Origin of the sequence: Actinoplanes campanulatus (assembly GCF_014647795.1) — a bacterium.
GTDB classification, from domain to species: Bacteria; Actinomycetota; Actinomycetes; order Mycobacteriales; family Micromonosporaceae; genus Actinoplanes; species Actinoplanes campanulatus.
The window spans coordinates 334,135-359,100 of sequence record NZ_BMPW01000003.1; the positions used below are offsets into that span (position 1 = coordinate 334,135).

Genomic DNA, 24,966 nt, shown 5'->3' on the forward strand with positions numbered 1-24,966 from the left:
GCGGGCGGCAGAATCGTCGCCATGCGGTTCGGCATCCTCGGTCCCCTGTGGGCGGGGCACCCGGACGGGACCCCGGTCCCGCTCGGCGGGCCCCGCCTGCGGGCGTTGCTCGCGATGCTGCTGCTCGACGCCGGCCGTCCGGTGGGCGTCGACCGCCTGATCGACGGGCTCTACGGCGAGCATCCGCCCGCCGGGGCCGGTAACGCCCTCCAGTCCCAGGTGTCGCGCCTGCGGCAGGTGCTGCCGGTCGAGCGGGATCCGGCCGGGTACCGGCTGGCCGTCTCCCCCGGCGAGGTCGACGCCCACCGCTTCGCCGCGCTCGCCGCCGACGGCCACCGGGCGCTGGCCGCCGGCGAGCCGGACCGGGCGGTCACCCTGTTGCGCGAGGCCGTGGCCCTCTGGCGCGGCGACGCCCTCGCCGACGTCCGGGACGCGCCGTTCGCCGCCGCGCCGATCACCCGCCTCACCGAGCTGCGCCTCACCGCCGTCGAGGACCTCCACGACGCGCTCCTGACCGGCGCACGGCCCTCCCCCACCGCGATCACCGAGCTGCGCGGCCTGATCGCCGCGCATCCGCTGCGCGAGCGCCTTCGGTCCCTGCTGATCCGTTCGCTCACGGCCGCGGGCCACACCGCCGAGGCCCTTTCCGCGTACGAGGACGCGCGCCGGATCCTCGCCGACGAACTGGGCGCCGACCCGGGCCCCGAACTGACCGCCCTGCACGCCGCCCTGCTCGGCCCGTCGTCCCGGGTCACGCCGCCGCCGGGGCTCTCCCCCGCCCCGGCCCGGCACGGGGTGCCCAGCCAGCTGACCAGCTTCGTGGGGCGGGACGGGGAGCTGGCGCGGGTGGCGGCGGCGTTGCGTACCGGGCGGCTGGTGACCCTGCACGGGCCCGGCGGCGCGGGCAAGACCAGGCTCGCCGCCGAGGTCGCGGCCCGGCACGACGGTGATGTGTACTTCGCCGAGCTGGCCGCCGCCGCTCCCGGTGACGTGGCCGGGACGCTGCTCACCGCGCTGGGGGTGCGGGATCCGGCCCGGCGGGACGCGGGCCGGCCGCCCGGCGCCCCGGAACGCCTGGCCGCCGCCCTGGCCGGCCGCCGGCTGCTGCTGGTCCTGGACAACTGCGAGCAGGTTGTCGACGAGGCCGCCGCGCTGGCCGGCCATCTGCTCCCGCGCGCCCCGGAGCTGCGGATCCTGGCCACCAGCCGGGAGCCGCTCGGGCTCACCGGCGAGGTGCTGCACCCGGTCGGCGGCCTGCCCGTCCCGCCGGAGGACACCACCGACCTGGACGCGTTCCCGGCGGTGCGCCTGTTCGCCGACCGGGCCGCGGACGTCTCCCCCGGGTTCCGCGTCACGCGTGCGAACGCCGCCGCGATCCGCCGGATCTGCCGCACCCTGGACGGCCTGCCGCTGGCCGTGGAACTGGCCGCCGCCCGCCTGCACGCGCTCCCGGTCGGCGAGGTGGCGGCCCGCCTCGACGACCGGTTCCGGCTGCTGTCGCGGGCCGGTCGCGGCGCCACCGCACGCCACCGCACCCTCCAGGCCGTGGTCGACTGGAGCTGGGACCTGCTCACCGAACCGGAACGCCGGCTGGCCCGCCGGTTCGCCGCCTTCGCCTCGGGCGCGACCCTGGACGCCGTCGAGCGGGTGTGCGGGCCGTTGCCGGACATCGTCGAACTGCTGGCCGGGCTGGTCTCCAAGTCGCTGATCGAGCGCGACGGCGACCGTTACCGGATGTTGGAGACGATCCGCGAGTACTGCGCCGGGCGGCTGGACGAGGCCGGCGAACGGGACCGGATGCACCGCGCCCATGCCGGGTACTTCCTCGACCTGGCGGCCGGCGCCGACCCGGTGCTGCGGACCGCCGGGCAGCTCACCGCCCTGGAGCGCCTCGACGCGGACCGCGACAACCTGCACACCGCGTTGCGGCGCAGCGCGTCGGCCGGCGCGCCACGGACCGCGTTGCGCCTGGTGGCGGCGCTCTCCTTCTACTGGTGGCTGCGCGGGCTCCGGGCCGAGGCCGCGACGCTCGCCGGGCTCGCCCTGGACGCGGCAGGCCCGGAGCCGCCGCCGGACCTCACCGAGGAGTACGTGATGAGCGTCTTCACGGCGGCCCTCGGCGGCTCGGGCCGGCCGGCCGGGCGGTGGACCGAGTTCATGCGCACGCTGACCGCGCCGCCCCGGCAGCCGTTCCTGCTCTACCTGTCGGCGATGGCGGTCGGCCCACCGGACGGCGGCGCCGACGACATCGTGGCCCTCAACCGGTACCTGCGCGCCCAGCTGACCGGCGACCCGTGGAGCGAGGCCCTCGGCGCCATCGGCGGCGGCTGGATGGTGCTGTTCTCCGGCGCCGACCCGGCCCTGGCCGAACCCGAGTTCCGGGCCTCGCTGGCCGGCTTCCGGGCCCTCGGCGAACGCTGGGGCGCCATGCTCGCCCTGTCCGGCCTGGCCGAGACCGCCGCCTGGCGCGGTGACCCGGCGGCCGGGACGGAGTCCGTCGCCGAGGCGCTGCGGCTGGCCGGGGAGCTGGGCTCCACGGTGGACGTGGCCGACCTGATCCGCGGCCGCGCCGAGGCCCGGCACGCGGCCGGCGACCGCACCGGCGCGGCCGAGGACTTCACCCGCTCCGCCGAGCTGGCCCGCCGGGCCGGCGCCCCCGAGCTCACCGCGGCCGCCCAGCTCGGCCTGGGCGTGCTGGCCCTCGACCGGGGCGACCTGCCCGAGGCCACCCGCCTGTGCTCGGCGGCGCTGGCCACCTGCCCGGAGGGCTGGTACAGCGCCGAGGGCACCCGGATGGCGATCCTGCTGGCGCTGGGCCGGATCGCCGAGGCCGCCGGTGACCCGGAGGCGGCCGCGGCCCGCTACCGCGAGATGTTCACGGTGCGCGGCGGCATGCTCGGCTTCCAGGTGCTGGCCGAGGGCCTCGACCGGCTCGCCGCCCTCGCGCTGGCCGGCGGCGACCCGGAACGCGCCGCCCACCTGCTCGGCGCGATCCGGGCGCTGGCCCTGCGGCCCGGACCGGAGTCGTCCCCGCTGGGCGCGCGGACCGCGGCGGCGGCGCGGGCCGCTCTGGGCGAGACCCGGTACGCGGCGGCGCTCGCCCACGGCGCCTCCCTCACCCCCGAGCAGGCGCTCGCCCTCCCCCACAGCTGAGGTGCGTGCGCCGTCAGCGGACGGTGCGCGGCCGGTCAGCGGGCACCACCAGCCTGGGGGCATGCAGACGACATTCGCGGTCGTGGCCGAGAGGCTGCGGAAACGGTATCGGGGCGGGCACGGGGCCACCGCGCTCGACGGATTCGATCTCCGGGTGCCCGCCGGGACGGTGTACGGGCTGCTCGGCCCGAACGGGGCGGGCAAGACCACGGCGGTGCGGGCGCTCACCACGCTGTTGCGGTTCGATGCCGGCCGGGCGGAGGTGGCCGGCGCCGACGTCGCCCGGGAGCCCGGGACGGTCCGTGAGCGGATCGCGCTGACCGGCCAGTACGCGGCCGTCGACGAGTTGCTCAGCGGGCGGCAGAACCTGGTGCTGTTCGGGCGGCTGCACCGGCTGAGCGGACCGGCCGCGCGCCGCCGGGCCGACGAGCTGCTGGAACGGTTCGGGCTGACCGAGGCGGCGGGCCGGTCGGCGAAGGACTACTCGGGCGGCATGCGGCGGCGGCTCGACCTGGCGACCAGCATGATCCGGCGGCCCCGGGTGCTGTTCCTGGACGAGCCGACCACCGGACTCGACCCGCGCAGCCGCAACCAGGTGTGGGAGGCGGTGCGCGGCCTGGTCGCCGACGGCACCACGGTGCTGCTCACCACGCAGTATCTGGACGAGGCCGATCAGCTGGCCGCCCGGATCGCGGTGGTGGACGCCGGGCGGGTGGTGGCCGAGGGCAGCCCGGACGAGCTGAAGGCGGCGATCGGCGCGGACCGGCTCGAGGTGGTGGTCCGGGACGTGGACCGGCTCGCCGAGGCGGCCGCCGCGGTGGCCGGGGCGGTGGGCGCCGCCGCGGACGTGGACCCCGATCAGCGGCGGTTGCGGGTGCCGGTCACCGACCGGGTGGGCGGTCTGACGGCGGCGGCCCGGGCCCTGCAGGACGCCGGGATCACGGTCGCCGAGCTGGGCGTCCACCGGCCCACGCTGGACGAGGTCTTCCTCAACCTGACCCGGGCGGAGGCACGGCGATGAGCGTGCGGACCGAGCGGAGCGGGGCGCTGGTGGACGGCTGGGTGATGACCGGACGGTACCTGCGGCACGTGGTGCGGGCGCCCGAGGAGATCGTCATCTACTTCAGCCTGCCGATCATGTTCGTGCTGGTCTTCGGGTACGTCTTCGGCAGCGGGATGTCGGTGCCGGGCGGCGGCGGGTACCGCGAGTTCCTGATCCCGGGCGTGTTCGTGATGACGATGCTCTACGGGATCGGGGCGACGGCCACCGCGATCGCCGTGGACACCGGCCGGGGTGTGCTGGACCGGTTCCGGTCGATGCCGATGGCCCGGTCCGCGCTGATCACCGGCCGGGTGCTGGCCGACCTGGCCCGGGCGCTGCTGGAGACGACGGTGCTGCTGGTGTGCGGGCTGCTGGTCGGCTGGAGCTGGCACCACGGGACCGGGCCGCTGCTGGCGTCGATCGGGCTGCTCCTGCTGCTGCGGCTGGCGCTGAGCTGCGCCGGGGTGGCGCTCGGGCTGGTCGCGCCGAACCCGGACACGGTGTCGATGATCGTGTTCCCGCTGGCCTTCCCGCTGAGCGCGGTGTCCAACGTGTTCGTGGCGCCGGAGATGATGCCGGGCTGGCTGGGCGCGGTGTCCGAGTGGAACCCGATCTCGGCGACCACGGCCGCGATCCGTGAGCTGAACGGCAACCCGGGCCTGGGCGGCGAGACCTGGGCGGCCGACCATTCGCTGCTGCTCGCGGTGGCCTGGCCGGTCGCGCTGATCGCGGTCCTCGGGCCGCTGTCGGTGCGCCTCTACCGGCGGCTGGGCCGCTGACCAGGTCTTTTCCCAGCGGACAAATAACGCAAAAGCGCACGAAGACCCAACTACCTTGCAAAGATCATCTCTGACGTGACGACGGCGGGGGTGGGCAGTTGCGGAACGAGGAGACGGGAGGCACACCCGTCATCAACCGGTGTGCCTCCCTCGACAGGACGACCGCCGACCGGCCCCTTCCCCGGCCGGCGCAGCGCGTCCCCCAGCACGCCCGGCTGATCCGCGCCGAACCCGGCAGCACCGAGCCGATGCCGCTCGAACTGGTCCGCCGGGACGTCGCCGGCGACCGGCCCGGGGTGGCGCTCATGCTGCGGATACGGGTCCTCGACGCGCACACCGGGACACCGGTCGGCGGCGCCGTCCTGGACATCCGGCACCGCGACGCGACCGGCGACGGCGAGGTGCGCGGCGCCCAGGTGACCGGCGCCGAGGGGTACGCGGAGTTCCGTACCGTCCATCCGGGCCGGGAGGCGGGCGCGCCGGTGGCCATCCACGCCGAGGTCCATGTGGGCGGTTACCTGGCCGGGGGACGGTCGGTGACGTACGCCGGCCCGCTCTTCGTCCCCGAGCAGATCGCCGGCCAGATCGACGGTCAGGTGGCCGCACGGGCCGAGGATCCGAGCCCGGACACCGGCGGGGTGCTGCACGTGGTGCCGAGGGACCGGTTCGATCTCAAGGCCGGACTTCTCGGCAGCATCACCGTGACGATCGGCGAATGACGCCCGGTAATGAACCGCCCAGCATGATATTTCGTGATCTTGACCGGGCGGGCTTTGCGCCGGACCTGCTTCGGGGGGTTCTCTGCGGGCCTGAACGTTTCTAGGCTGACGCGACCACACTCAGCCAGGGGGTTGCGACGATGCAGGGCAGTGCGCGGAACGAGACCGTTCCCGGGTCGGCGAGCCTCAAGCGCCGCTGGACGCTGGTCGCCATCCAGGGCGGCACTCTGATCCCGCTGACCTACCTCTGGCTCGGCCCGGCCAGCGAGGCGGCCGCCACCAGTCCCGAGCCCGATCTGGCCGCCGGGCTGGTCGGTCTCCTGCTGACCGTCTTCGGCCTGCCCTGGTCGGTCTTCGTCTGCCTGCTGGACAACCGTTACGACCTGTTCGACAGCCCGCTGCGCGACCTCTTCGTCATCGGCCCGGCGGTGTTCAACCTGGGCCTGACCGCCTTCGGCGTCTGGTGGACGAACCGCCACCCGGCCGTCGAGCACGAGTGGGAGATCATCGAGGTCACCGACGCCGACGGCGTGGAGCTCGAGGTGGAGGCGGAGCCCCGGTCCTGACCGGTTCAGTTACCGGTCTTGCCGGGGGCGTAGGCGTTGGCCGCCGTGAGGGTGAGGGTCGACCAGCGCATCGCGTCGAGGGAGAGCCCGGCCAGGTCGCCGGTGCCCCACTCGCCGTCCTCGTACGCCTGCACCGTCTGCAGCACCTTGCCCAGCCGGCCGGCCCCGTGGATGACCGCGTCGGCCACCTCGGCGCTCAGCGGCAACTGCTCGGCCATCGCGGCCGGGGTCGTCGCCATCACGCCGGCCATGCCGGTGACCAGCCCGGCCACGAAGGCGGCGCCCGGGTCGGCGCCGAAGCGCGGGGCCAGGCTCTCACAGAGGCGGGCCTGGGCCAGAGCGGTGAGCAGCTGCTCCTCGGGGGCCTCGCCCACGTCGTCGACCACCATGAGGGTGGCCCAGCGGCGGATCCGGTTGAGGCCGACCATCATGATCGCCTGACGGACCGAGGAGATCCGGCTGACCACCCCGGCGGCGACCGAGTTGCTGACCCGCAGCACACGCAGCGCCAGCGCCGGGTCGCTCGCGATGATCGTGGTGATCTTGTCGAGCGGCACGTCGGGTGACATGAGGGCGGCGACCAGCTCCAGCCGGCGCAGCCGGGACGGGGAGAGGCTGGGCGTGCTGAGCACCTGGGGACGGCTCAGCGCGTACCCCTGGCGGAGCTCCATGCCGTAATGGTCGGCGAGCGCCACCTGGGCCTCGGTCTCCAGCCGCTCGGCGACGAGCTGGATCCCCGGATACTGGCGGCAGGCCGCCACGATCTCGTCGAGACGGCTCAGGTCGCCGTCGAGAAGATCGAGTTTGACGTACGAGGCCAGGCCGAGCAGCCGCTCGTGGCCGGAGCCCCAGACGAAGTCGTCGAGGGCGATCCGGTAACCGGCCTCGGTGAGGGCGGTCAGCCCGGCGATCACCTCGTCGTCGACGTCGACCGTCTCCAGCACCTCGAGCACCACCTGGTCGGGGTCGAACGGCAACGGCAGCCGCCCGGTCACGAACTCGCGGGTGAGGTTGATGAAGCATGGTCGGTTGCCGACCACCTCGGCGATGCCGAACTCGGTGAACGTGTTCACCATGACGGCACTGGTGGCGTACGTATCCTGCCGCCCCGACTCGACGGCATCCAGACGGCCACGGAAGAGCAGCTCATACGCCACCACCGCGCCGGCCGCGTCAAAGATCGGCTGGCGGCCCACGTGTACCGCGTCCAACACCGGGATTCCCACGTCTGAGCCATCGGCACCCGGCGGCCGGACTTGATGAATCGCACCACGAAACAAAGACGAAACGGTGACTTCCACCGGCGGGGGCGGTCGTGCTGGGATGAGGCGGCCGTCACAACTCACCGGTAAGAAGGGTTCCACCGCATGCTCAACCTCTCCGTACTGCTGGAGGACAGCGCTCGCCACTACCCGGAGCGCACGGCTGTGGTGCTCGGCCCGCAGCGGCTGACCTACGCCCAGGTGGACGCCGCGGCGAGCCAGGTGGCGAACATGCTTGCCGCGCGGGGCGTGCAGCCCGGCGACAAGGTGGCGCTGACCTGCCCCAACCTGCCGTACTTCCCGATCGTCTACTACGGCATCCTCAAGGCCGGCGCGGTCGTGGTGCCGCTGAACGTGCTACTCAAGGGCCGGGAGATCGCCTACCACCTGCGTGACTCGGGCGCCAAGGCGTACTTCTGCTTCCAGGGCACCCCGGAGCTGCCGATGGGCGCCGAGGGCTTCGCGGGCTTCACCGAGGCCACCGACTGCGAGCAGTTCTTCCTGATCACCGCCGACCCGGCGGCCGCGTCGCCGATCGAGGGCGCCGAGACGATGGGCGCGGCGCTGGCCGGGCAGTCGCCGGCCTTCGAGACGGTGCTGCGCGACGAGACCGACGCCGCGGTGATCCTCTACACGAGCGGCACCACCGGCCAGGCCAAGGGCGCCGAGCTGTCCCACTCGAACCTGGTGCTCAACGCGCTGACCTGCAACCGGCTCTTCGGCACCCGGCCGGGCACCGACACCCACCTGCTGGTCCTGCCGCTGTTCCACTCGTTCGGCTCGACGGTCAACATGAACGCCGGCTTCGCCACGGCGTCGACCCTGGTGCTGCTGCCCCGCTTCGAGGCGACGGCCGCCGTCCAGCTGCTCCAGTCGGAGAACGTGACGTTCTTCGCCGGCGTCCCGACCATGTACTGGGGCCTGCTCAACGCCCTGGACCAGACCGAGGGCGTCGACGTCGAGCGGATCGCCCGCAACATGCGGGTCGCCGTCTCCGGCGGCTCCAGCCTCCCCGTGGAGATCATCAAGGCGGTCAAGGAGCGCTTCGGGGTGACCATCCTCGAGGGGTACGGGCTGTCCGAGACCTCCCCGGTGGCCACCTTCAGCGACCCGGACAGCGACCCGCGCCCCGGGTCCATCGGCATCCCGATCTGGGGTGTCGAGGTGAAGCTGATCGACGGCGACTGGAACACCATCGAGAACCCGGACGAGATCGGCGAGATCGCGATCCGCGGGCACAACATCTTCCGGGGCTACATCGGCCGGCCCGAGGCGACCGCCGAGGTGATGCGCAACGGCTGGTTCCGTACCGGTGACCTGGCGCGCCGCGACAAGGACGGCTTCTACTACATCGTCGACCGGGCCAAGGACATGATCATCCGGGGTGGCTTCAACGTCTACCCCCGGGAGATCGAGGAGGTGCTGATCACCCACGACGCGGTCTCGCTGGCCGCGGTGATCGGGGTGCCGCACGAGAGCCACGGCGAGGAGGTCAAGGCGTTCGTGATCCTCAAGCCGGGGGCAGACGTCACCGAGGAGGAACTCGTCGCGTGGGGTAGGGAGCAGATGGCCTCCTACAAGTACCCGCGGATCATCAAGATCGTCGAGTCGCTGCCCATGACGGCGACCGGCAAGCTGCTCAAGCGTGAGCTCAGCTGAACACTGACTTCCACGCGGTGCGCCCGGCGGATCCCGCCGGGCGCCCGCTGTTGCGCCCATGACGCACAGTGGACCTGCGGTTCCAACTGGGGAGAGGCTCGAAGCGTGACGATGGTTCAGGCGCCGACAAGGGCCGCGCTGCAGCACCTCACCGGGTTGCGGCACACCTCGCCCGGCCGCCTCCAGCTGCTGCTCGTCACCCTGCTCGCGCTCACCGCGCTGACCGGCCTGGTCGCCGGCGTGACCGCGAGCGCCGCCGCCACCGGCACCGCCGACCTGCGTGACCGGGCCCAGCCGCTGATGAGCGAGGCGCAGACCGTCTACTCCTCGCTGGCCGACGCCGACACCACCGCGGCCCGCGCCTTCATCACCGGCGGCCTGGAGCCGGCCGTGCTGACCCGCCGTTACGAGGGCGACCTGGAGCGGGCCGCCGCCGCGCTCACCTCGGCCGCCCGCCGCGTCCCCGCCGACGGCCGGGCCGGCGAGGCCATCCAGCGGATCGCCACCGGGCTCACCCGCTACACCGCGCTGATCGCCTCGGCCCGCACCCTGAACCGGCAGGGAAAGCCGGTCGGCGCCGCCTACCTGTCCACCGCCTCCCAGCTCAACCGGGAGACCCTGCAACCGCAGGCGCAGCTGCTCTTCCAGGAGGCGCGCCGCGCGGCCGACAGTGGGTACGACGACGCCAACGCCTCCTGGTGGCTCATGCTGCTGGTGGTGCTGTTCGTCGGGCTCGCGGTGGCGCTCGTGTGGACACAGATCTACCTGAGCCGCAGCACGAACCGGGTGTTCAACGTGCCCCTGCTGACCGCCTCCGGGGTCGCCGTGCTCCTGATGGCCGGCTGCGTCGTGGTCTTCGGCCACCAGCGCGGCCATCTCGTCGCCGCCGACCGGGACGGGTCGGCGCCGCTGGAGGTCCTCGCCGAGAAGCGGATCCTGGTGCTGCGGGAGCGGGCCGACGAGGCGCTCACCCTCGCGGCGCGGGCCGGGCACGGGCCGCTCGAGGAGGAGTTCCGCCAGCTGAGCGAGCGGGTCACCTTCGACGACCCGCAGCTCGACGACATGCCGGCGCTGATGCGCGAGGCCGCCGACCTGCACGGCGAGTTCCTGACCTCGCACCGGCAGGTCCGCTCGCTCGACGACGGCGGCGACTACGAGGGCGCCGTGAAACTCGCCGCCTCGGACGGCATGGCGCAGACCTTCGACCGGCTCACCGCCACCCTCGACCGGGCCATGGACGACCGGCGGGCCGCCTTCGGCTCCCGGAGTGAGGCCGCGGGGTCCGGGCTGGGCGCGCTCGTCGTGCTGGGCCCCCTGCTCGCCCTGGTGATCGGCGTGCTCGCCACGATCGGCCTGCGGGCCCGGCTGGAGGAGTACCGCTGATGCGCGCTCTCGCTGTCGTCGCCGCCCTCACCCTGCTCGCCGCCGGCTGCACCCCCGCTCCCCCGCCGCCGGCGGCCGCGCCCGGCCCGTCGCCCACACCGTCCGCCACCGGCTCGGCGGCGCCGGTCCCGACGTGCGAGCCGCGGAAGAGTTGGCGCCCCACCCGGGGCCTGGAGATCCCGGCCGGCAGCCGGATGGCGGAGATCCGCGCACGCGGCCACCTGATCCTCGGCACCAGCCAGGACACCCTGCTGTTCAGCTCGCGCGATCCGTTCACCGGCGCGATCGAGGGCTTCGACGTCGACATGGCGCGGGAGATCTCCCGGGCCATCTTCGGCAGCCCGGACAAGGTGCGGATCCTGGTGATCCCCCGCTCCCGGCGGGTGGACGCGGTCGCCACCGGCCAGGTCGACATGGCCATCAACACCATGACCACCAACTGCGCCCGCTGGCAGCGGGTCGCCTTCTCCACCGTCTACTACGAGGCCGGGCAGAAGGTGCTGGTCGGCAGGGACTCGACGGTGACCCGGATCCAGGACCTCGGCGGCCGCCCGGTGTGCGCGGCCAGCGGCTCCACCTCACTGGAGAACCTCGCGAAGGTCGACCCGAGACCCGTCGCGGTGGCCCGCCGCGACTTCGGCGAGTGCCTCGTGGCGTTCCAGCAGAACGAGGTGGAGGCGATCTCGACCGACGACACCATCCTGGCCGGCCTGGCCGCCCAGGATCCGTACGCCAAGGTGGTCGGCCTCCCCTTCACCCAGGAGCCGTACGCGATCGCGATCAGCCAGACCCACCGCGACCTGACCGAGTTCGTCAACGCGGTCCTGGAGCGGATGCGCGCCGACGGCACCTGGAAGGCCCTGTACGACAAGTGGCTGCACGACAGCGGTCCGGCGCCGAAGCCACCCGTGGCGGAGTACCAATGAGCCCGGGGAGCACGCTCGCCGCCGACACCGAGCTGGAACGGCTGGAGAAGGCGGTGGCCGCCATCTCCGCCAACCTGGTCGAGCTGGACCAGAACCCGGACCGCCAGGAACTCGGCCGGACCCGCCTGACCGGCCGCACCGCGGCCGCCTGGTCCGACGCCGGCGAGGCCCTGGCCCAGCTGTGGCAGGGCCACCGGCTGCTCGGTGACGTGATCACCCGGGCCCGGGCGCTGCGCGGGCACGGCGACCGCGCGCTGAAGCGGATGAGCGACGCGGACCGGGCCGCCTACCAGCACGAGGTGCTGGGCCACTCGATCACCCTGGCCACCGCCACGGTGCCGCTGGCCCAGCGCGGGCTGCTCGGCTCCGGGCAGGTCAGCACCACCTGCACCCCGGCCGAGCTGCTCGCCGGCATGGAGGCGGCGTTCACCACCGCGGTCGCCGTGGTGACCGCCGCCGGTGACGCCTGGCGCCGGGCCGTGCCGGCCGCCGCCGACGCCGCGGCCGCGCTGTCCCGGGCCCGCTCGCTCACCCGGCAGGCCGGCGCCGGCACGCTGGCGGCCGAGGCGGAGCGCCTGCTCGACGAGGCCGACCGGCTGCTCGGTGACATCACCGGCACCCTGGCCTCGGACCCGCTGGGCGCGGACACCGCCAGCCTGAACCGGGTGCGTGCCCTGATCGCCCGGGCCGACGCCGAGCGGACCTCGGCCACCGAGCTGCGGGAGTCGCTGACCCAGCGGCTGCACGACGCCCGGGGGCTCGCCGCCGAGGTGGACGCGGCGGCCCGGGACGCCGCCACGGTCCTCGACGCGGTGGCCGGGCGGTTCCCCGGGCACCGGGTCGCCACGGTCCGCGGCGACAGCCTGCTGCCCGACCTGGTCGCGATCGAGGCGCTCGCCGCGGCCGGGCACTGGGCGCTGATCAGCCCCCGGCTGTCGGCCTGGGCCAGGCAGGCCCGGCAGCGGCTGGCCGACCTGCGGGACGCCCGGGCCCGCAACGCCCACCTGCTGGCCGAGCGCAACGAGCTGCGCGGGCGGCTCGACGCGTACCGGGCGAAGGCGCTGAGCCGTGGGCTCGGCGAGGACCCCGGGCTCGGCCCGCTCGCCGAGACCGCCCGCGACGCCCTCTTCTCCGCTCCGTGTGACCTGACGGCGGCGCGGGCCGCCGTCGACGCGTACCAGGACGCGCTCTCCGCCACCATCGCCGCCAGGGAGGCCCGATGACCAGCTGCCGGCGGGACAACTGTCCCGGAACGATCGAGGACGGCTACTGCGACACCTGCGGGCTCGCACCCGCCACCACCCTCGCGCCCGCCCCCGCCCCCGCGCCGGCGGTCGTGGCGGGCCGCTGCAACCGGGACGGCTGCGACGGGACGATCGACGAGGGCTACTGCGACACCTGCGGGCTGGCCCCGGTCACGGTGCCCGCGCCCCGGACGGCGACCGCCGCGTCGGCCCGGGCGAGCAGCGCGCTGTCCTCGCGTACCCGGGGAAGCGGCCGGACCACCGGCAGTTCCCGGACCGGCTCGGCCCGCCGGTTCGGCGGTGGCCTGGTCGCCATCGAGCCGATCCGCACCGCCGACCCGTCGACCGCCGTGATGACCGTCGCCGAGGTGCCGGAGTCCAAACGGTTCTGCGCGAAGTGCGGCAACCCGGTGGGCCGGGCCCGGGGCGAGCGGACCGCCCGCCCGTCCGGCTTCTGCCCGTCCTGCGGCGAGGCGTTCAACTTCACCCCCAAGCTGAGCAAGGGTGACCTGGTCGCCGGCCAGTACGAGGTGGTCGGCCCGCTCGCGCACGGCGGCCTGGGCTGGGTCTACCTGGCCGTCGACAAGAACGTGTCGGACCGGTGGGTGGTCCTCAAGGGCCTGCTCAACTCCGGCGACGAGGACGCGCTGGCCGCCGCCGTGGCGGAGCGGCGCTTCCTGGCCGAGGTCGAGCACCCGAACATCGTGAAGATCTACAACTTCGTCGAGTTCGACGGCTCCGGCTACATCGTGATGGAGTTCGTCGGCGGCAAGTCGCTCAAGGACCTGCTCAAGGAGCGCCGGGTCGACGGGGCGGCGGCCCCGCTGCCGGTGGATCAGGCGCTGGCCTACGTGCTGGAGATCATGCCGGCGTTCGGGTACCTGCACGACCGCGGCCTGATCTTCTGCGACTTCAAGCCGGACAACGTGATCCAGTCCGGCGACCAGATGCGGCTGATCGACCTCGGCGGCGTGGTGCACGTCGACGACGAGGAGGCGGCGATCTACGGCACCGTCGGCTACCAGGCGCCGGAGATGGCCGCCGACGGGCCGTCCCCGCAGTCCGACCTCTACACCATCGGCCGGACCCTCGCGGTGCTGACCACCGACTTCCGCGGCTACCAGAGCACCTTCAAGGACAGCCTGCCGGACCGGGGCGAGTTCGAGGTGTACCGGCGGCACGAGTCGTTCTACCGGCTGCTGGTGCGGGCCACCCGTACCGACCCCGGCGAGCGGTTCGCCGACGCGGCCGAGATGTCCGAGCAGATGCTGGGGGTGCTGCGGCAGGTCCTCGCCACCGACGGCACCCCGCGGCCGGCGGTGTCCCGCTACTTCACCGGGGAACTGCGCACCGACCTGCGCGACGAGAAGGCCCGCTGGCAGGACCTGCCCGTCCCGCTGATCGACCTGAGCGACCCGGCCGCCGGTTTCCTCGCCTCGATCACCGCGGCCGACCCGAAGACCGTGCTCGCCCAGCTGCGGACCGCCCCGGAGGACACCGTCGAGGTGCGACTGCGGACCCTGCGGGAGCTGATCGTGCAGGGCGACACCGCGGCCGCCGAGATGGTCCGCGACTCGCTGGAGCCGGACTGGCGGGTCGACTGGTACGACGGGATCCTGGCGCTGTCCACCGGCGACCCGGCGCGGGCCCGGCAGCGGTTCGACGCGGTCTGGTCGGCGCTGCCCGGGGAGCCGGCGCCGCAGCTGGCCCTCGGGGTCACCGCCGAGCTGGCCGGCGACCCGGCCACCGCCTGCGGGTACTACGACGTGGTGAGCCGCACCGATCCGGCGTACACGGCGGCGGCCGCGGGGCTGGCCCGGTGCCGGCTGGCGAACGGCGACCGGGCCGGGGCCGTGGAGGCGTACGGGCGGGTCCCCGGCACCTCGTCGGCGTACCCCAGCTCGCAGATCGGCGCGATCCGGGCGCTGGTCCGCTCGCACCGGACCGCGACGGTCGATGTGGACTCGCTGGCCACCGCCGCCGGGCTGATCTCCCGGCTCGAGGTGGAGGCGGCCCAGCTGGCGTCGCTGCGGGCCGAGTTGCTGGAGCAGGTGCTGCGCACCATGGACGGCGGCACCCGGCTCACCGGCACGGTGCTGACCACGGTGATCGGCGGGACCCCGGCGGAGAAGGATCCGGAACGGGACGTACGGTTCGCGCTGGAGTCGGCGTACCGGGAGATGGCCCGGGCCACGCACGGCGCGGAGAAGATCCGCCTGGTCGACCTGGCGAACGCGGTCCGGCCGCGTACGCGTACTTGAAAGGGCGGAAATGACGCTGACCACCGACTGCACCTCGTGCGCCGACGAGCGCACCGCCGGCGCGAGTTTCTGTGAGGTGTGCGGTCGCCGGCTCACCGAAACGGCGGAGCCGTCCTCGGCCCGGGAGGACTGCTCGCACTGCGGGGCGGCGGGCGCCGTGGACGACGACGGGTACTGCGAGGAGTGCGGCATGCAGGCCGGCCGATCCCGCGACCATCTGGAAGCCGACGGCGGCGCGACCGGCGCCGCGGTGAGCGACCGGGGCCGCCGCCACCACCGCAACGAGGACGCCATGTGGCTGGCCGTCGGGGCGGACGCCGCCGACGTGGTGGTCTCCGACGGCGTGTCGGCGTCGTTCGACCCGGACGCCGCCTCGGACATCGCGGTCCGCGCGGCCGGTGAGCTGCTGGCCGCCGCCCGCCACCCGGACGAGCAGCCGGCGCCCGGCAACCCGGACGAGACGGTGGACCTGGAGCGTCCGCAGGGCGCGGTGGGGCTGGCCGGCGCGGTGGCGCACGCCATCGCCGGGGCCGCCGCCGCGGTGGCGTCGCTGGCGCACACCGGCGACCCGCGCCGGGCCGCCGCGAACCCGGCCTGCACGATCGTGGCCGCCGCGGTCCGCGGGCCGCACGTCGGGTACGGCGGGGTCGGCGACAGCCGGATCTACTGGCTGGGCCCGGACGGCCCGGCCGAGCAGCTCACCGAGGACGACTCGTGGGCCGCCCACGTGATCGCCCTGGGCGCCGACCCGGTGACCGCCATGAACGATCCGAAGGCGCACGCCATCACGGCGTGGCTGGGCGCGGACGCCGGGCCGGTGGCGCCGCGGGTGCGCTCGTTCACCGCCACCGAGCCGGGCCATCTGATCCTGTGCAGCGACGGACTGTGGAACTACCTGCCCGACCCGGCCGAGTTCGGCGCCGTGGTCCGGGAGGCCCTGGCCGCCGCTCCCGGCCCGCTGGACGCGGCCCGGGCGCTCGTCGCCTACGCGAACGCGGCCGGCGGCGGCGACAACATCACGGTCGCCCTGGTGCCGGTGCATCCGGTGACCGAGACCGAACCGAAGACGACGGAACTGTCCACCACCAGCGAGGATTGAGGAGACACGCGTGTCGTACACCGCTGAGGCGTTCCAGAACGAGTACCTCGCCACGGGTGCGAGCGAGGTCAACGCGATCGTGACGATCACGTCGACCGGCGGCGAGGGCGGGCGCCGCACGGCCGGCGCCACCGAGATCATCATTGTGGACGCGTCCGGGTCGATGCAGGCCGAGGGCCGGATCGGGGCGGCCCGGCAGGCCGCGAAGGCGGCCGTCGAGTGCATCGACGACGGCGTGAACTTCGCCATCATCGCCGGCGTCAGCACCGCCCAGCAGCTGTTCCCGGACCCCGGGCAGCTGGCGGTCGCCTCGCCGCAGACCCGGGCCGACGCGGCCCGGGCGATCGACCGGCTCCAGGCCAACGGCGGCACGGCGATGGGCGCCTGGCTGCTGCTGGCCGCCCAGTTGTTCGCCCAGCGGCCGGGCGACATCAAGCACGCCATCCTGCTGACCGACGGCGACAACGGTGAGCGGGCCGGCTATCTGGAGACGGTGCTGGACCAGATCAAGGAGCAGTTCGTCTGCGACTGCCGGGGCGTCGGCGCCAACTGGAAGGTCGCCGAGCTCCGCAAGATCGCCGACCGGATGCTCGGGACCGTCGACATCGTGGCCAAACCGACCGAGCTGACCGCCTCGTTCCAGCAGATGATCACCGCGGCGATGGGCAAGACCAGCGCCGACGTCCAGCTCAAGGTGATCACCCCGGTGACCAGCAAGATCCGCTTCGTGAAGCAGGTCGAGCCGCAGGTGGCCGACCTGACCGGCAAACGGGTCGAGGACGGGCGGGCGGGCCGTTACCCGCTCGGCTCCTGGGGCCAGGAGAGCCGCGACTACCACCTCTGCTTCGACGTCACGCCGGGCAACGTCGGCGACAACATGATGGCCGGGCGGGTGCAGATCCTCGAGGGTGACACGGTGCTCGCGACCGTACTGGTCAAGGCGACCTGGACCGAGGACACCGCACTCTCCACCAAGATCAACAGGCAGGTCGCCCACTACACCGGGCAGGCCGAGCTGGCCGAGGTGATCCAGGAGGGGCTGACCGCGCACAAGGCCGGCGACGACCGGACCGCCACCATCAAGTTCGGCCGGGCCGCCCAGCTCGCCCGGGCCAGCGGCAACACCGCCACCGAGGAGCTGCTGTCCAAGGTGGTGGAGATCGAGGACGCGGTCACCGGCACGGTCCGGCTCAAGCGCCGGGTCGCGGCCGAGGACGAGATGGCCCTGGACACCCGCTCCACCAAGACGGTCCGGGTGGGCCGCGGCCAGTGAGCGCCTACACCTGCCCGAACGGTCACGCGTCCACCGAGGACGACTTCTGCGACACGTGCGGCTCCCCGATCGAGGGTGCCGCACCCGCGGCCGTGGTGACCGCTCCCCCGGCCGCCGCCGAGCCGGCCGCACCGGCCGGGGACTGCCCGAAGTGCCGGGCGCCCCGGGGGCCGGGCCGGTTCTGCGAGGACTGCGGCTACGACTACACGACCGGGCGGGTCCCGCAGCTGAGCACTCCCACTCCGGCGGCGCCGGCCGGCGAGTGGACGGCCACGGTCTTCGCCGACCCGGACTACTTCGCCGACAACGACATCGAGGGCGTCGAGTTCCCGGCCGGCGCGCCCCGGCGTACCGTCCGGCTGGCCCCGCCACAGGTGCGGATCGGCCGGCAGAGCTCCTCGAAGGGCACCACCCCGGAGATCGACCTGGCCCAGGCGCCCGCCGATCCCGGGGCCTCGCACAACCACGCGCTGCTCACCTTCTCGGTGGACGGCACGTGGCTGGTCTCCGATCTCGGCTCGACCAACGGCACCTACCTCAACGGGGAGGCCCAGCCGCTGGACCCGGGCCAGACCCGGACCCTGAAGGACGGCGACCAGGTGCACGTCGGCGCCTGGACGACGATCACCCTGCACGCGCCGTGACGACCGCCGGGCCCCCGGCGTGACCGGGGGCCCCGCGTCAGAAGGTGAACTCGCCGCCGTAGTCACGGGTGTGGTCGCGGTAGATCGTGTGGTAGTGGATCTGATCCTGGACGACCACGCCGTTCTGGCAGACGAACTCCACCCAGACGCTCGGCCCGTCGATGCGCACGTAGTCGGCGTGGTTGGTCAGCGAGGTGCCGCCGGACCAGCCGATGTAGGTCTGGTCGATCTGCGACTCGTAGATCTTCATCAGCTCCGCGGCGGTGGCGTCGTCGGCGCCCGCGACCCAGGGCGCGACGGCGGCCAGGACCAGCTTCTTCTGCCCGGCGGTGAGCGACCCGGCGGACAGGCCCTCCTTCTTCGCCGGGAACTCGCCGTCCTCGCCCGGACCGAGCAGCACGTCGGTGAACGTCTTCGCCAGCTTCGCCTTGCCACGCTCGGTCTCGGTGAGGCTGCTGAGCATGGTGACCAGGCCGGTCCTCATGTCGTACAGCGGCGCGTGCCGGATGTTCGCGGGGTCGGTCCAGGTGATCGGCTCGACGCCGACGAAGTACGGCGACGCCCCGGCCACCTCTCCGTTCTTGTACGACATGTGCACCGCGAGGTGGTGGCCGCCGAAGCTGATCATCCAGGCCCCGGTGGTGCTGGGCGCGCCGAGGAACGCCAGGAAGTAGTTGCCGGAGGAGTAGGCGGTGTCCGCGCCGCCGGGCGGGCCACCACTCGGCATCTCACCGGGCGGGCCGCCGCCCGGCACGCCACCACTGGGCGTCCCACTGGGCATCCCGCTGGGCGGGCCCCCGGTCGGCATGGCCGGACGGGCACTGCCGATCGCGCCCCTGGCCTGGAGGAGGGCGAGCTGGTCGTCGGCGGCCATGATCTGCTCGACCCGCTCGTAGCCGCTGCCGGGCCGTGTCCCGAGCGCCGTCTTCAGCACGCTCCTGGCGGCGGCCTGCTCCTCGATGTCCAGGTCACCGAACCGGATGCCGGGCCGGCAGGACGAGCCGCACGGCAGGTTCGACCACAGGGTCGCGTTGGCCTCGGACAGCTCCAGCTGGGTGAGCGCCTTCTCGTCGGCGTCGAGGGTGGCGAGGAACGCCTCGGCCGCCTGGACCACCCCGGCGACCGATTTCTCGTACGACCTGACGATGGCCACCGCCGCCGAGACGGACTTCTCGGTCGACGGCTCCTGGTCCGCCGGCCCGCCGCAGCCGGCGGACGCGAGCATGAGAAGCACGCCGGCGAGGGGCAACCACCGATTTCTCACGATCCGCTCCCTGATGAAGATCCGTCCGGATCATCACGCTAGCGAGCGTTGAGCACCTTCAAGGCGTTATCAACCAACTCCGCACTCCGGGAATACAGTGCCGCCCCCGGCCCCGGCCGGGTCCGCCCGTCCAGCCCCCGGTAGTCGCCGCCGGCCTCGGTCACGATCAGCGAGGTGGCCGCGAAGTCCCAGATCTGGCCACCGGTCTGCACCGCCAGATCCAGTTCGCCCCGGGCCACCAGGAGCGCCGGCTGCACCGCCCACCCACGCTCGTCGGCCGCCTCGATGAGAGGCGCGACCGTGTCGCGTCCCCAGTCCGGCACCACGCCGAGCCGGCTCCCGGCCAGCTCCACCGGCCCGGCGCTGGCGACCCGGATCCGGTCTCCGCCGAGGATCCGGCCGTCCTGGATCCGGCCCTCCCAGGCGCCGCCGCCGCGTTCGGCCCACCAGATCCGCCCCTGGGCCGGGACCGCCGCGACGCCGACGCTGATCTCGCCCCGCTCCTCGAGGGCGATCAGCACGAGCCACCGGTCGTCGCCCTCGACGAAGAGATGGGTGCCGTCGATCGGGTCGATGATCCAGCGGCGGCCCTCGGCGCCGGCGGTCTCGCCGTGCTCCTCGCCGAGGATCGCGTCCCCCGGCCGGACGGCGGCGAGGACCTCCCGGATCCGGACCTCGACGGCCCGGTCGGCGGCGGTCACCACCGACCCGTCGGCCTTGACCTCACGCGGCAGCCCGGCGAGGGCCGCGAAGTGCCGGAGGCCTTCGGCGGCACCGGCCAGGGCGGCGTCCTGGGCGAGTCTCAGATCATCAGCCACGCACCCATCCTGCCCGCGGCACCCCGAGGGGTTGTCCCATGTAACGAGAACGTCATGGGAATCTTGAAGTAACAATGCGTACTCAGATGGACCGGATCACCGACGGAGTGATCTTCACCGTGCCGGCCGGCCTGCCCCGGGGCCGGCACGTGCTGGCCCGTGAGCAGGTGGTGGCCGCCCAGCGGGAGCGGATGATGATCGCCGCCACCGAGCTGTTGGCGGCCGGGGGCTACCGGGGCTTCGGGGTGCGCGAGATCTGCGCCCGGGCCGCGGTGTCGAGGGCGGCGTTCTACGAGTGCTTCGCCGACAAGGACGCCTGCGTGCACGCCGCCTACGACCGGTTCATCGCGGTGTTCCTGGCCCGGCTGACGGTGGCGGCGAACCGGGGCGAGGACTGGCCCGGTTGCGTGCGCGAGTTCGTGGCCGCCTACCTGGGCACCCTCGAGAGCGACCTGGTGGCGGCCCGCGCGTTCGGGGTGGAGATGGACGCGCTGGGCCGGGCGGCCCGCGACCGGCGGCGCGCCGCGCTCACCCACCTGGCCGGGTTCATCCGCGAGCTGCGGGAACGGCGGTTCCCCGGCACGATCGGGGACACCCCGCTGAGCGCCTATGTCGGGGCGATCTACGCGCTGCGGCAGATCGCGTCGGACGCCCTCGACGCCGAACCCGTACCCGGCCTGTCGGCCCTGGTCCCGGAACTGTCCACCTGGCTGTGCCGGATGGTGCAGAGCCCAGCAGAGGAGAGAGTGTGACGATCTGTGCCGCCCCCGCGGTCGAGCAGGCCCGCCTCGACGATCTACGGCGGGACAGTCCGTCGTCGTTCGGTGCGATGTTCCTGCGGCGCGCCGCCCGTACCCCCGATGAAGTGGCCTATCGGCGACCCGGCAGCGAGGGTGGGTGGATCGCGCAGACCTGGGCGGAGACCGCGTCAGCGGTCCGGGAGATCGCGGCGGGACTGATCACGCTCGGCCTGCGCCCGGAGGACCGGGTGGCGATCGCGTCCGGCACCTCCGTCGAGTGGATCGAGGTGGACTTCGGGGTGATGTGCGCGGGCGGCGCCACCACCACCGTCTACCCGTCGTCGTCGGCGGAGGAGGTGGCGCACATCCTCACCGACTCGGGCAGCCGGTTCGCGTTCGTGGCGGACGCCGCCCAGGAGGCGAAGGTCGGCCCGCACGTGGAGCGGGTGTTCCGGATGGACGGCCTCGGCGAGCTGCGGGCCGCCGGCCGGGAGGCGCTGGCCGCCGATCCGGAGCTGGTGCGACGGACCACGGACGCGGTCGGTCCGGACGACCTGGCCACACTGATCTACACCTCCGGCACCACCGGCCTGCCCAAGGGCGTGCGGATCACCCACGGCGCGTGGGTCTACCAGGGCCTGGCGATCCAGGCGATGGGCTTCCTGCGGACCGACGACGTCGGCTACCTGTGGCTGCCGCTGTCGCACGCCTTCGGCAAGGCGCTGCTGTCCTGCCAGCTGTCGGTGGGCTTCGAGTTCGCCGTGGACGGCGACGTGAGCCGGATCGTCCAGCGGCTCGCCGAGGTGCGGCCGACCATCATGCCGGCCGTGCCGCGGATCTTCGAGAAGGTGTACGCCGGGGTCGGCGCGTCGGTCGGCGGTGGTCTCAAGGGCCGCCTGTTCGCCTGGGCGGTCAAGGCCGGGCACCGCAACGTGCTGGCCGACCGGCTGGTGCTGTCGAAGGTGCGGGCCCGGTTCGGCGGGCGGATGCGGTTCTTCATCTCCGGCGCCGCCGCCCTCTCCCCGGACATCGCGGCCTGGTTCGGCGCCGTCGGCCTGCCGATCGCCGAGGGGTACGGGATGACCGAAACCTGCGCCACCACGGTCTTCAACCGCCCCGATGCCCCGGATTACGGCACCGTGGGCCGCCCGCTGCCCGGCACCGACGTACGGATCGCCGAGGACGGGGAGGTCCTGCTGCGCGGCCCCGGCATCATGAGCGGCTACCACGGGCTGGACTCCGGCGAGACCCTTGTGGACGGCTGGCTGCACACCGGCGACATCGGCGAGATCACCGAGAGCGGCTCGCTGCGGATCACCGACCGCAAGAAGGACCTGATCAAGACGTCGAACGGCAAGTACGTGGCCCCGCAGGCGATCGAGGCGAGGTTCAAGGCGATCTGCCCGGTGGCGAGCCAGATCCTGATCCACGGCGACGGCCGGAAGTACATCACCGCGCTGATCGACCTGGATCCGGAGATCACCCGTACGCCCGAGGTGGAGGCCGAGGTCGCGGCCTGCGTCGAGCGGCTGAACGCCGGTCTCAACCCGTGGGAGACGGTCAAGCGGTTCCTGATCCTCGACGAGCACCTGGACGTGGAGAGCGGCCTGCTCACCCCGTCGATGAAGCTGCGCCGCCGGAAGGCCGAGGAGCGCTACCGGTCGCGTTTGGACGGTCTCTACACCTAGGGTCCGATCATGCATCGCAGCCGCCTTTTCGGAATCTTCATGGACACGCCGGCCGATCAGGCGCCCGCCGCCGCCGCGTTCTGGGGCGGCGTGTTCGGGGTCGCCGCCCAGCCGGTCCCCGGGGAGGAGGAGTTCACCGCGCTCGCCGGCGCGTTCCCCGGCCTGGCCGTGGACGTGCAGGCGATCGGTGGCGAGCCCCGTTACCACGTCGACATCGAGACCGACGACGTGCCGGCCGAGACCGCCCGGCTGACCGGGCTCGGCGCCACCATGGTCGCCGACCACGGCGGCCACAAGACGCTGCGGGGGCCGGGCGGTCACCTGCTCTGTGTGGTGCCGGTTCAGAGCCCGCCCGGCCTGTTCGACGCAGAGGCCCGGACCTGGGCGTGACCTGGGCCGCACCCGGCCCGGCCTGCACCTATACCGGTTGCGCGATCACATAGGGTTTTGGATGCGTCGATCCATGGGGGAATCAACATGTCGCCATCTCGCCCTGCCCTGCTCGCTCTCGCCACCGTCGCGCTGGCCGCCGGGTGCACCACCCCGGCCGTCGAGCGGGCGTCCGCGCCCGCGTCCACGCCGGGCACCGAGTCCACGTCGGCCGCCGCCGCGCCGAGCCCGACCGGAGCCCCGGCCCGCGATCAGCTGCTCGCGGCGCTGGAGAAGTCCCGTAAGAGCACCTACCGGTTCAGCGTGACCGGTGACGTGCCGGACAAGCAGAAGGTCGCCGGCTCCGGGACGTTCGACCCGAAGGCCAAGCGCCTCAGCGTCAAGTACAAGATCACCGGCAAGGAGGCCGACCAGTCCCAGCGGATCGTGGTCGGCACCGACCTGTACTCGCGAGAGAAGAGCAACGAGACCTGGGTGCACCTCGACCTGAAGCGGATCAAGAAGGACTCGCTGTACTGGTTCGACATGACCGACCCGACCGGCCTGTCCCGGTTCACCTCGTCGGTCGACCAGGTCCGCAGCACCGGGCCGAACGCGTTCGCCGGCACCCTCGACATCGAGGGCGACAAGTTCAACGACGGCTTCCTGCCGGTCGGCACCCCGGCCATCTCGGTCTGGTTCGGCGGCAACGCCCAGTTCACCGCGACCACCGACCCGGCCGGCTGGGTCACCTCCATCGGCGTGACGCTGCGCGACAGCGACGGCGCGCTGACGATGACCACCCGGCTCAGCGGCCACGGCAAGCCGTCCGGGGTGAAGAAGCCGTCCAACTACGGCGAGGCCTGGGACTTCTACTACGACAAGAAGTAGCGGCCGCGGTCACATGTCGAAGAGGTCGGCGGCCCGGGTGGCGCGCAGCAGCCATCGCAGGTGCGGCTGCGGATCGTGCAGGTGGCAGGTCGCCTGCCGGGCCTCCGCCACCCGCCGGGCCGCCACCAGCATCCGCAACCCGGCCGCGTCGCAGAAGTCCACCCCGGCCACGTCGATGTGGATCTGCCGGACCGGGTCGCCGAACCCGATAAGGTCGTGCACCCGGGTCAGGTCGTAGAGCTGAGTCTGCAACGCCTCCACCGACATGGCGTCCAGGCTGCCCTGGAGGGTGATCAGCAGGCGGTCGCCCTGCCGGCTGCCGGCGATCCGCGTCCCGGTCACGACGGCGCCTCCGGGCGGGACCGGATGATCGCCCAGACCAGCTTGCCGCCGCGTGCCGGCAGGGCGCCCCACGCCGACGCCGCCGACCCGACGATCCGCAGCCCCAGGCCCCGGTCGACCAGCGACGGACCGAGCGGGCCGGGCACCGGATCACAGACCCGGGGCAGCACCAGGTCACCGTCGTAGACGGCCAGGTGCAGCGCGGCCGCCGGCCCGGAGCCACGCGACGACACCACCACCTCGATGTCGGTGCCGGCGTGCTCGGCCGCGTTCACCACCAGCTCGGAGATCACCAGGCGGGCCCGCTCGCACAGGTGGCCCAGGCCCCAGCCGGCGCAGGCGTCGGTGACCAGGGACCGGGCCTGCACCGCGGCCGCCGGGTCCGGGGGCAGGGCCAGGTGCAGCCGGTCCGGCAGCGCGTTCCGGCCGGCCAGTGCGGCCCGGGCCTGCGACACGGTCGCGTACAGCACCAGCCAGTCCCGGGCGCCGAGACGCCGCAGCCGCCGGGCCACCGGCGCGTTCGCCGGCACGCAGACGGCGACCGCGACCGGCGGTTGCAGGGCGGCCCCCTGGGCGCACGCGGTCAACCACAGCGGCGCGCTCACCGCGTGCGGGTCACGCAGCCGGTGCAGGTCCACGATCACCCCGGTCGGGTGCTCGGCCAGGCATTTGTCCAGCACGGTACGGGCCTGCACCGACCGTCGCCGGTCCCAGCCGCCCCACACGGACAGCTCGATGACCGCGGTGTCCGCGTCGATGACGGCCAGCACCGAATCCGCCACCGCATCACCGGACCACCCGATCAGGTGCGGTGAGCCCGCGCTCATACCCTCTTCTCCCGGAA

General features: G+C 73.5%; 22 protein-coding genes. 17 read left to right on the forward strand and 5 right to left on the reverse strand.

Features of this window, described 5'->3' with window-relative positions:
• The first annotated feature begins 21 nt into the window (after positions 1-21).
• From IEZ13_RS08375 to IEZ13_RS08395, 5 genes are all read left to right on the forward strand, one after another.
• A complete protein-coding gene (locus IEZ13_RS08375) occupies positions 22-3,153 on the forward strand; it encodes an AfsR/SARP family transcriptional regulator (RefSeq protein ID WP_183219158.1) in 3,132 nt (1,043 codons plus the stop codon).
• 61 nt (positions 3,154-3,214) lie between these two features.
• The gene (locus tag IEZ13_RS08380) at positions 3,215-4,174 is read left to right on the forward strand and encodes an ATP-binding cassette domain-containing protein (RefSeq protein ID WP_183219159.1); all 960 of its coding nucleotides are present in this window, start codon (positions 3,215-3,217) and stop codon (positions 4,172-4,174) included.
• Positions 4,171-4,974 carry an ABC transporter permease gene (locus IEZ13_RS08385; RefSeq protein WP_229794546.1) on the forward strand — a complete coding sequence of 268 codons (804 nt, stop codon included), beginning with the start codon at positions 4,171-4,173 and terminating at the stop codon, positions 4,972-4,974. Before IEZ13_RS08380 ends, IEZ13_RS08385 begins: the two co-directional genes overlap by 4 nt.
• A 98-nt stretch (positions 4,975-5,072) precedes the next feature.
• Positions 5,073-5,693, forward strand: a complete 621-nt coding sequence (locus IEZ13_RS08390; RefSeq protein ID WP_183219160.1) for a peptidase associated/transthyretin-like domain-containing protein — start codon at positions 5,073-5,075, stop codon at positions 5,691-5,693.
• Positions 5,694-5,833: 140 nt separating this feature from the next.
• On the forward strand, positions 5,834-6,259 hold the full coding sequence (locus IEZ13_RS08395; protein ID WP_183219161.1) for a hypothetical protein: 426 nt from the start codon (positions 5,834-5,836) through the stop codon (positions 6,257-6,259).
• A 5-nt stretch (positions 6,260-6,264) separates the two neighbouring features.
• Here the strand turns inward: IEZ13_RS08395 and IEZ13_RS08400 are convergent, their stop codons facing one another.
• Positions 6,265-7,473, reverse strand: a complete 1,209-nt coding sequence (locus IEZ13_RS08400; RefSeq protein ID WP_229794547.1) for an EAL and HDOD domain-containing protein — start codon at positions 7,471-7,473, stop codon at positions 6,265-6,267.
• A gap of 153 nt (positions 7,474-7,626) precedes the next feature.
• Between IEZ13_RS08400 and IEZ13_RS08405 the strand changes: the two genes are divergently transcribed.
• The 8 genes from IEZ13_RS08405 to IEZ13_RS08440 all read left to right on the forward strand — a co-directional run bounded on the left by IEZ13_RS08405 (position 7,627) and on the right by IEZ13_RS08440 (position 18,010).
• Positions 7,627-9,180 carry a long-chain-fatty-acid--CoA ligase gene (locus IEZ13_RS08405; protein ID WP_183219163.1) on the forward strand — a complete coding sequence of 518 codons (1,554 nt, stop codon included), beginning with the start codon at positions 7,627-7,629 and terminating at the stop codon, positions 9,178-9,180.
• Positions 9,181-9,291: 111 nt separating this feature from the next.
• Positions 9,292-10,563 (forward strand): hypothetical protein, encoded by a 1,272-nt coding sequence (locus tag IEZ13_RS08410; protein WP_229794563.1) that lies wholly within the window; start codon positions 9,292-9,294, stop codon positions 10,561-10,563.
• Positions 10,563-11,489: a glutamate ABC transporter substrate-binding protein gene (locus IEZ13_RS08415; RefSeq protein WP_183219164.1), complete on the forward strand. Its 927-nt coding sequence runs from the start codon at positions 10,563-10,565 to the stop codon at positions 11,487-11,489. The genes IEZ13_RS08410 and IEZ13_RS08415 overlap by 1 nt, the downstream gene beginning before the upstream one ends.
• Positions 11,486-12,712, forward strand: a complete 1,227-nt coding sequence (locus IEZ13_RS08420; protein WP_183219165.1) for a hypothetical protein — start codon at positions 11,486-11,488, stop codon at positions 12,710-12,712. Before IEZ13_RS08415 ends, IEZ13_RS08420 begins: the two co-directional genes overlap by 4 nt.
• The gene (locus IEZ13_RS08425) at positions 12,709-14,994 is read left to right on the forward strand and encodes a serine/threonine-protein kinase (protein WP_183219166.1); all 2,286 of its coding nucleotides are present in this window, start codon (positions 12,709-12,711) and stop codon (positions 14,992-14,994) included. Before IEZ13_RS08420 ends, IEZ13_RS08425 begins: the two co-directional genes overlap by 4 nt.
• A gap of 10 nt (positions 14,995-15,004) precedes the next feature.
• Positions 15,005-16,093 (forward strand): PP2C family protein-serine/threonine phosphatase, encoded by a 1,089-nt coding sequence (locus tag IEZ13_RS08430; protein WP_183219167.1) that lies wholly within the window; start codon positions 15,005-15,007, stop codon positions 16,091-16,093.
• Positions 16,094-16,103: 10 nt separating this feature from the next.
• Positions 16,104-17,366: a vWA domain-containing protein gene (locus IEZ13_RS08435; RefSeq protein ID WP_183219168.1), complete on the forward strand. Its 1,263-nt coding sequence runs from the start codon at positions 16,104-16,106 to the stop codon at positions 17,364-17,366.
• Complete coding sequence (locus tag IEZ13_RS08440) at positions 17,363-18,010, forward strand: FHA domain-containing protein (protein ID WP_183219169.1); 648 nt, start codon at positions 17,363-17,365, stop codon at positions 18,008-18,010. The genes IEZ13_RS08435 and IEZ13_RS08440 overlap by 4 nt, the downstream gene beginning before the upstream one ends.
• A 37-nt stretch (positions 18,011-18,047) precedes the next feature.
• Here IEZ13_RS08440 and IEZ13_RS08445 read toward each other — a convergent pair whose 3' ends face one another.
• The gene (locus IEZ13_RS08445; protein WP_229794548.1) at positions 18,048-19,274 is read right to left on the reverse strand and encodes a DUF3500 domain-containing protein; all 1,227 of its coding nucleotides are present in this window, start codon (positions 19,272-19,274) and stop codon (positions 18,048-18,050) included.
• Positions 19,275-19,312: 38 nt separating this feature from the next.
• Positions 19,313-20,092, reverse strand: coding sequence for an inositol monophosphatase family protein (locus IEZ13_RS08450; protein ID WP_183219170.1), 780 nt, complete (start codon positions 20,090-20,092; stop codon positions 19,313-19,315).
• A 74-nt stretch (positions 20,093-20,166) separates the two neighbouring features.
• Here IEZ13_RS08450 and IEZ13_RS08455 point away from each other — a divergent pair, with 74 nt between their 5' ends.
• From IEZ13_RS08455 to IEZ13_RS08470, 4 genes are all read left to right on the forward strand, one after another.
• Positions 20,167-20,844, forward strand: coding sequence for a TetR/AcrR family transcriptional regulator (locus tag IEZ13_RS08455; RefSeq protein ID WP_229794549.1), 678 nt, complete (start codon positions 20,167-20,169; stop codon positions 20,842-20,844).
• Positions 20,841-22,520: an AMP-dependent synthetase/ligase gene (locus tag IEZ13_RS08460; protein WP_229794550.1), complete on the forward strand. Its 1,680-nt coding sequence runs from the start codon at positions 20,841-20,843 to the stop codon at positions 22,518-22,520. Before IEZ13_RS08455 ends, IEZ13_RS08460 begins: the two co-directional genes overlap by 4 nt.
• Positions 22,521-22,529: 9 nt before the next feature.
• A complete protein-coding gene (locus tag IEZ13_RS08465; protein WP_183219171.1) occupies positions 22,530-22,910 on the forward strand; it encodes a VOC family protein in 381 nt (126 codons plus the stop codon).
• Positions 22,911-22,997: 87 nt separating this feature from the next.
• The gene (locus IEZ13_RS08470; RefSeq protein ID WP_183219172.1) at positions 22,998-23,780 is read left to right on the forward strand and encodes a hypothetical protein; all 783 of its coding nucleotides are present in this window, start codon (positions 22,998-23,000) and stop codon (positions 23,778-23,780) included.
• A 9-nt stretch (positions 23,781-23,789) separates the two neighbouring features.
• Here IEZ13_RS08470 and IEZ13_RS08475 read toward each other — a convergent pair whose 3' ends face one another.
• Both IEZ13_RS08475 and IEZ13_RS08480 read right to left on the reverse strand, forming a co-directional pair.
• Positions 23,790-24,122: an STAS domain-containing protein gene (locus IEZ13_RS08475; protein WP_183219173.1), complete on the reverse strand. Its 333-nt coding sequence runs from the start codon at positions 24,120-24,122 to the stop codon at positions 23,790-23,792.
• The gene (locus IEZ13_RS08480; protein ID WP_183219174.1) at positions 24,119-24,949 is read right to left on the reverse strand and encodes an ATP-binding protein; all 831 of its coding nucleotides are present in this window, start codon (positions 24,947-24,949) and stop codon (positions 24,119-24,121) included. The genes IEZ13_RS08475 and IEZ13_RS08480 overlap by 4 nt, the downstream gene beginning before the upstream one ends.
• Positions 24,950-24,966 lie beyond the last annotated feature (17 nt).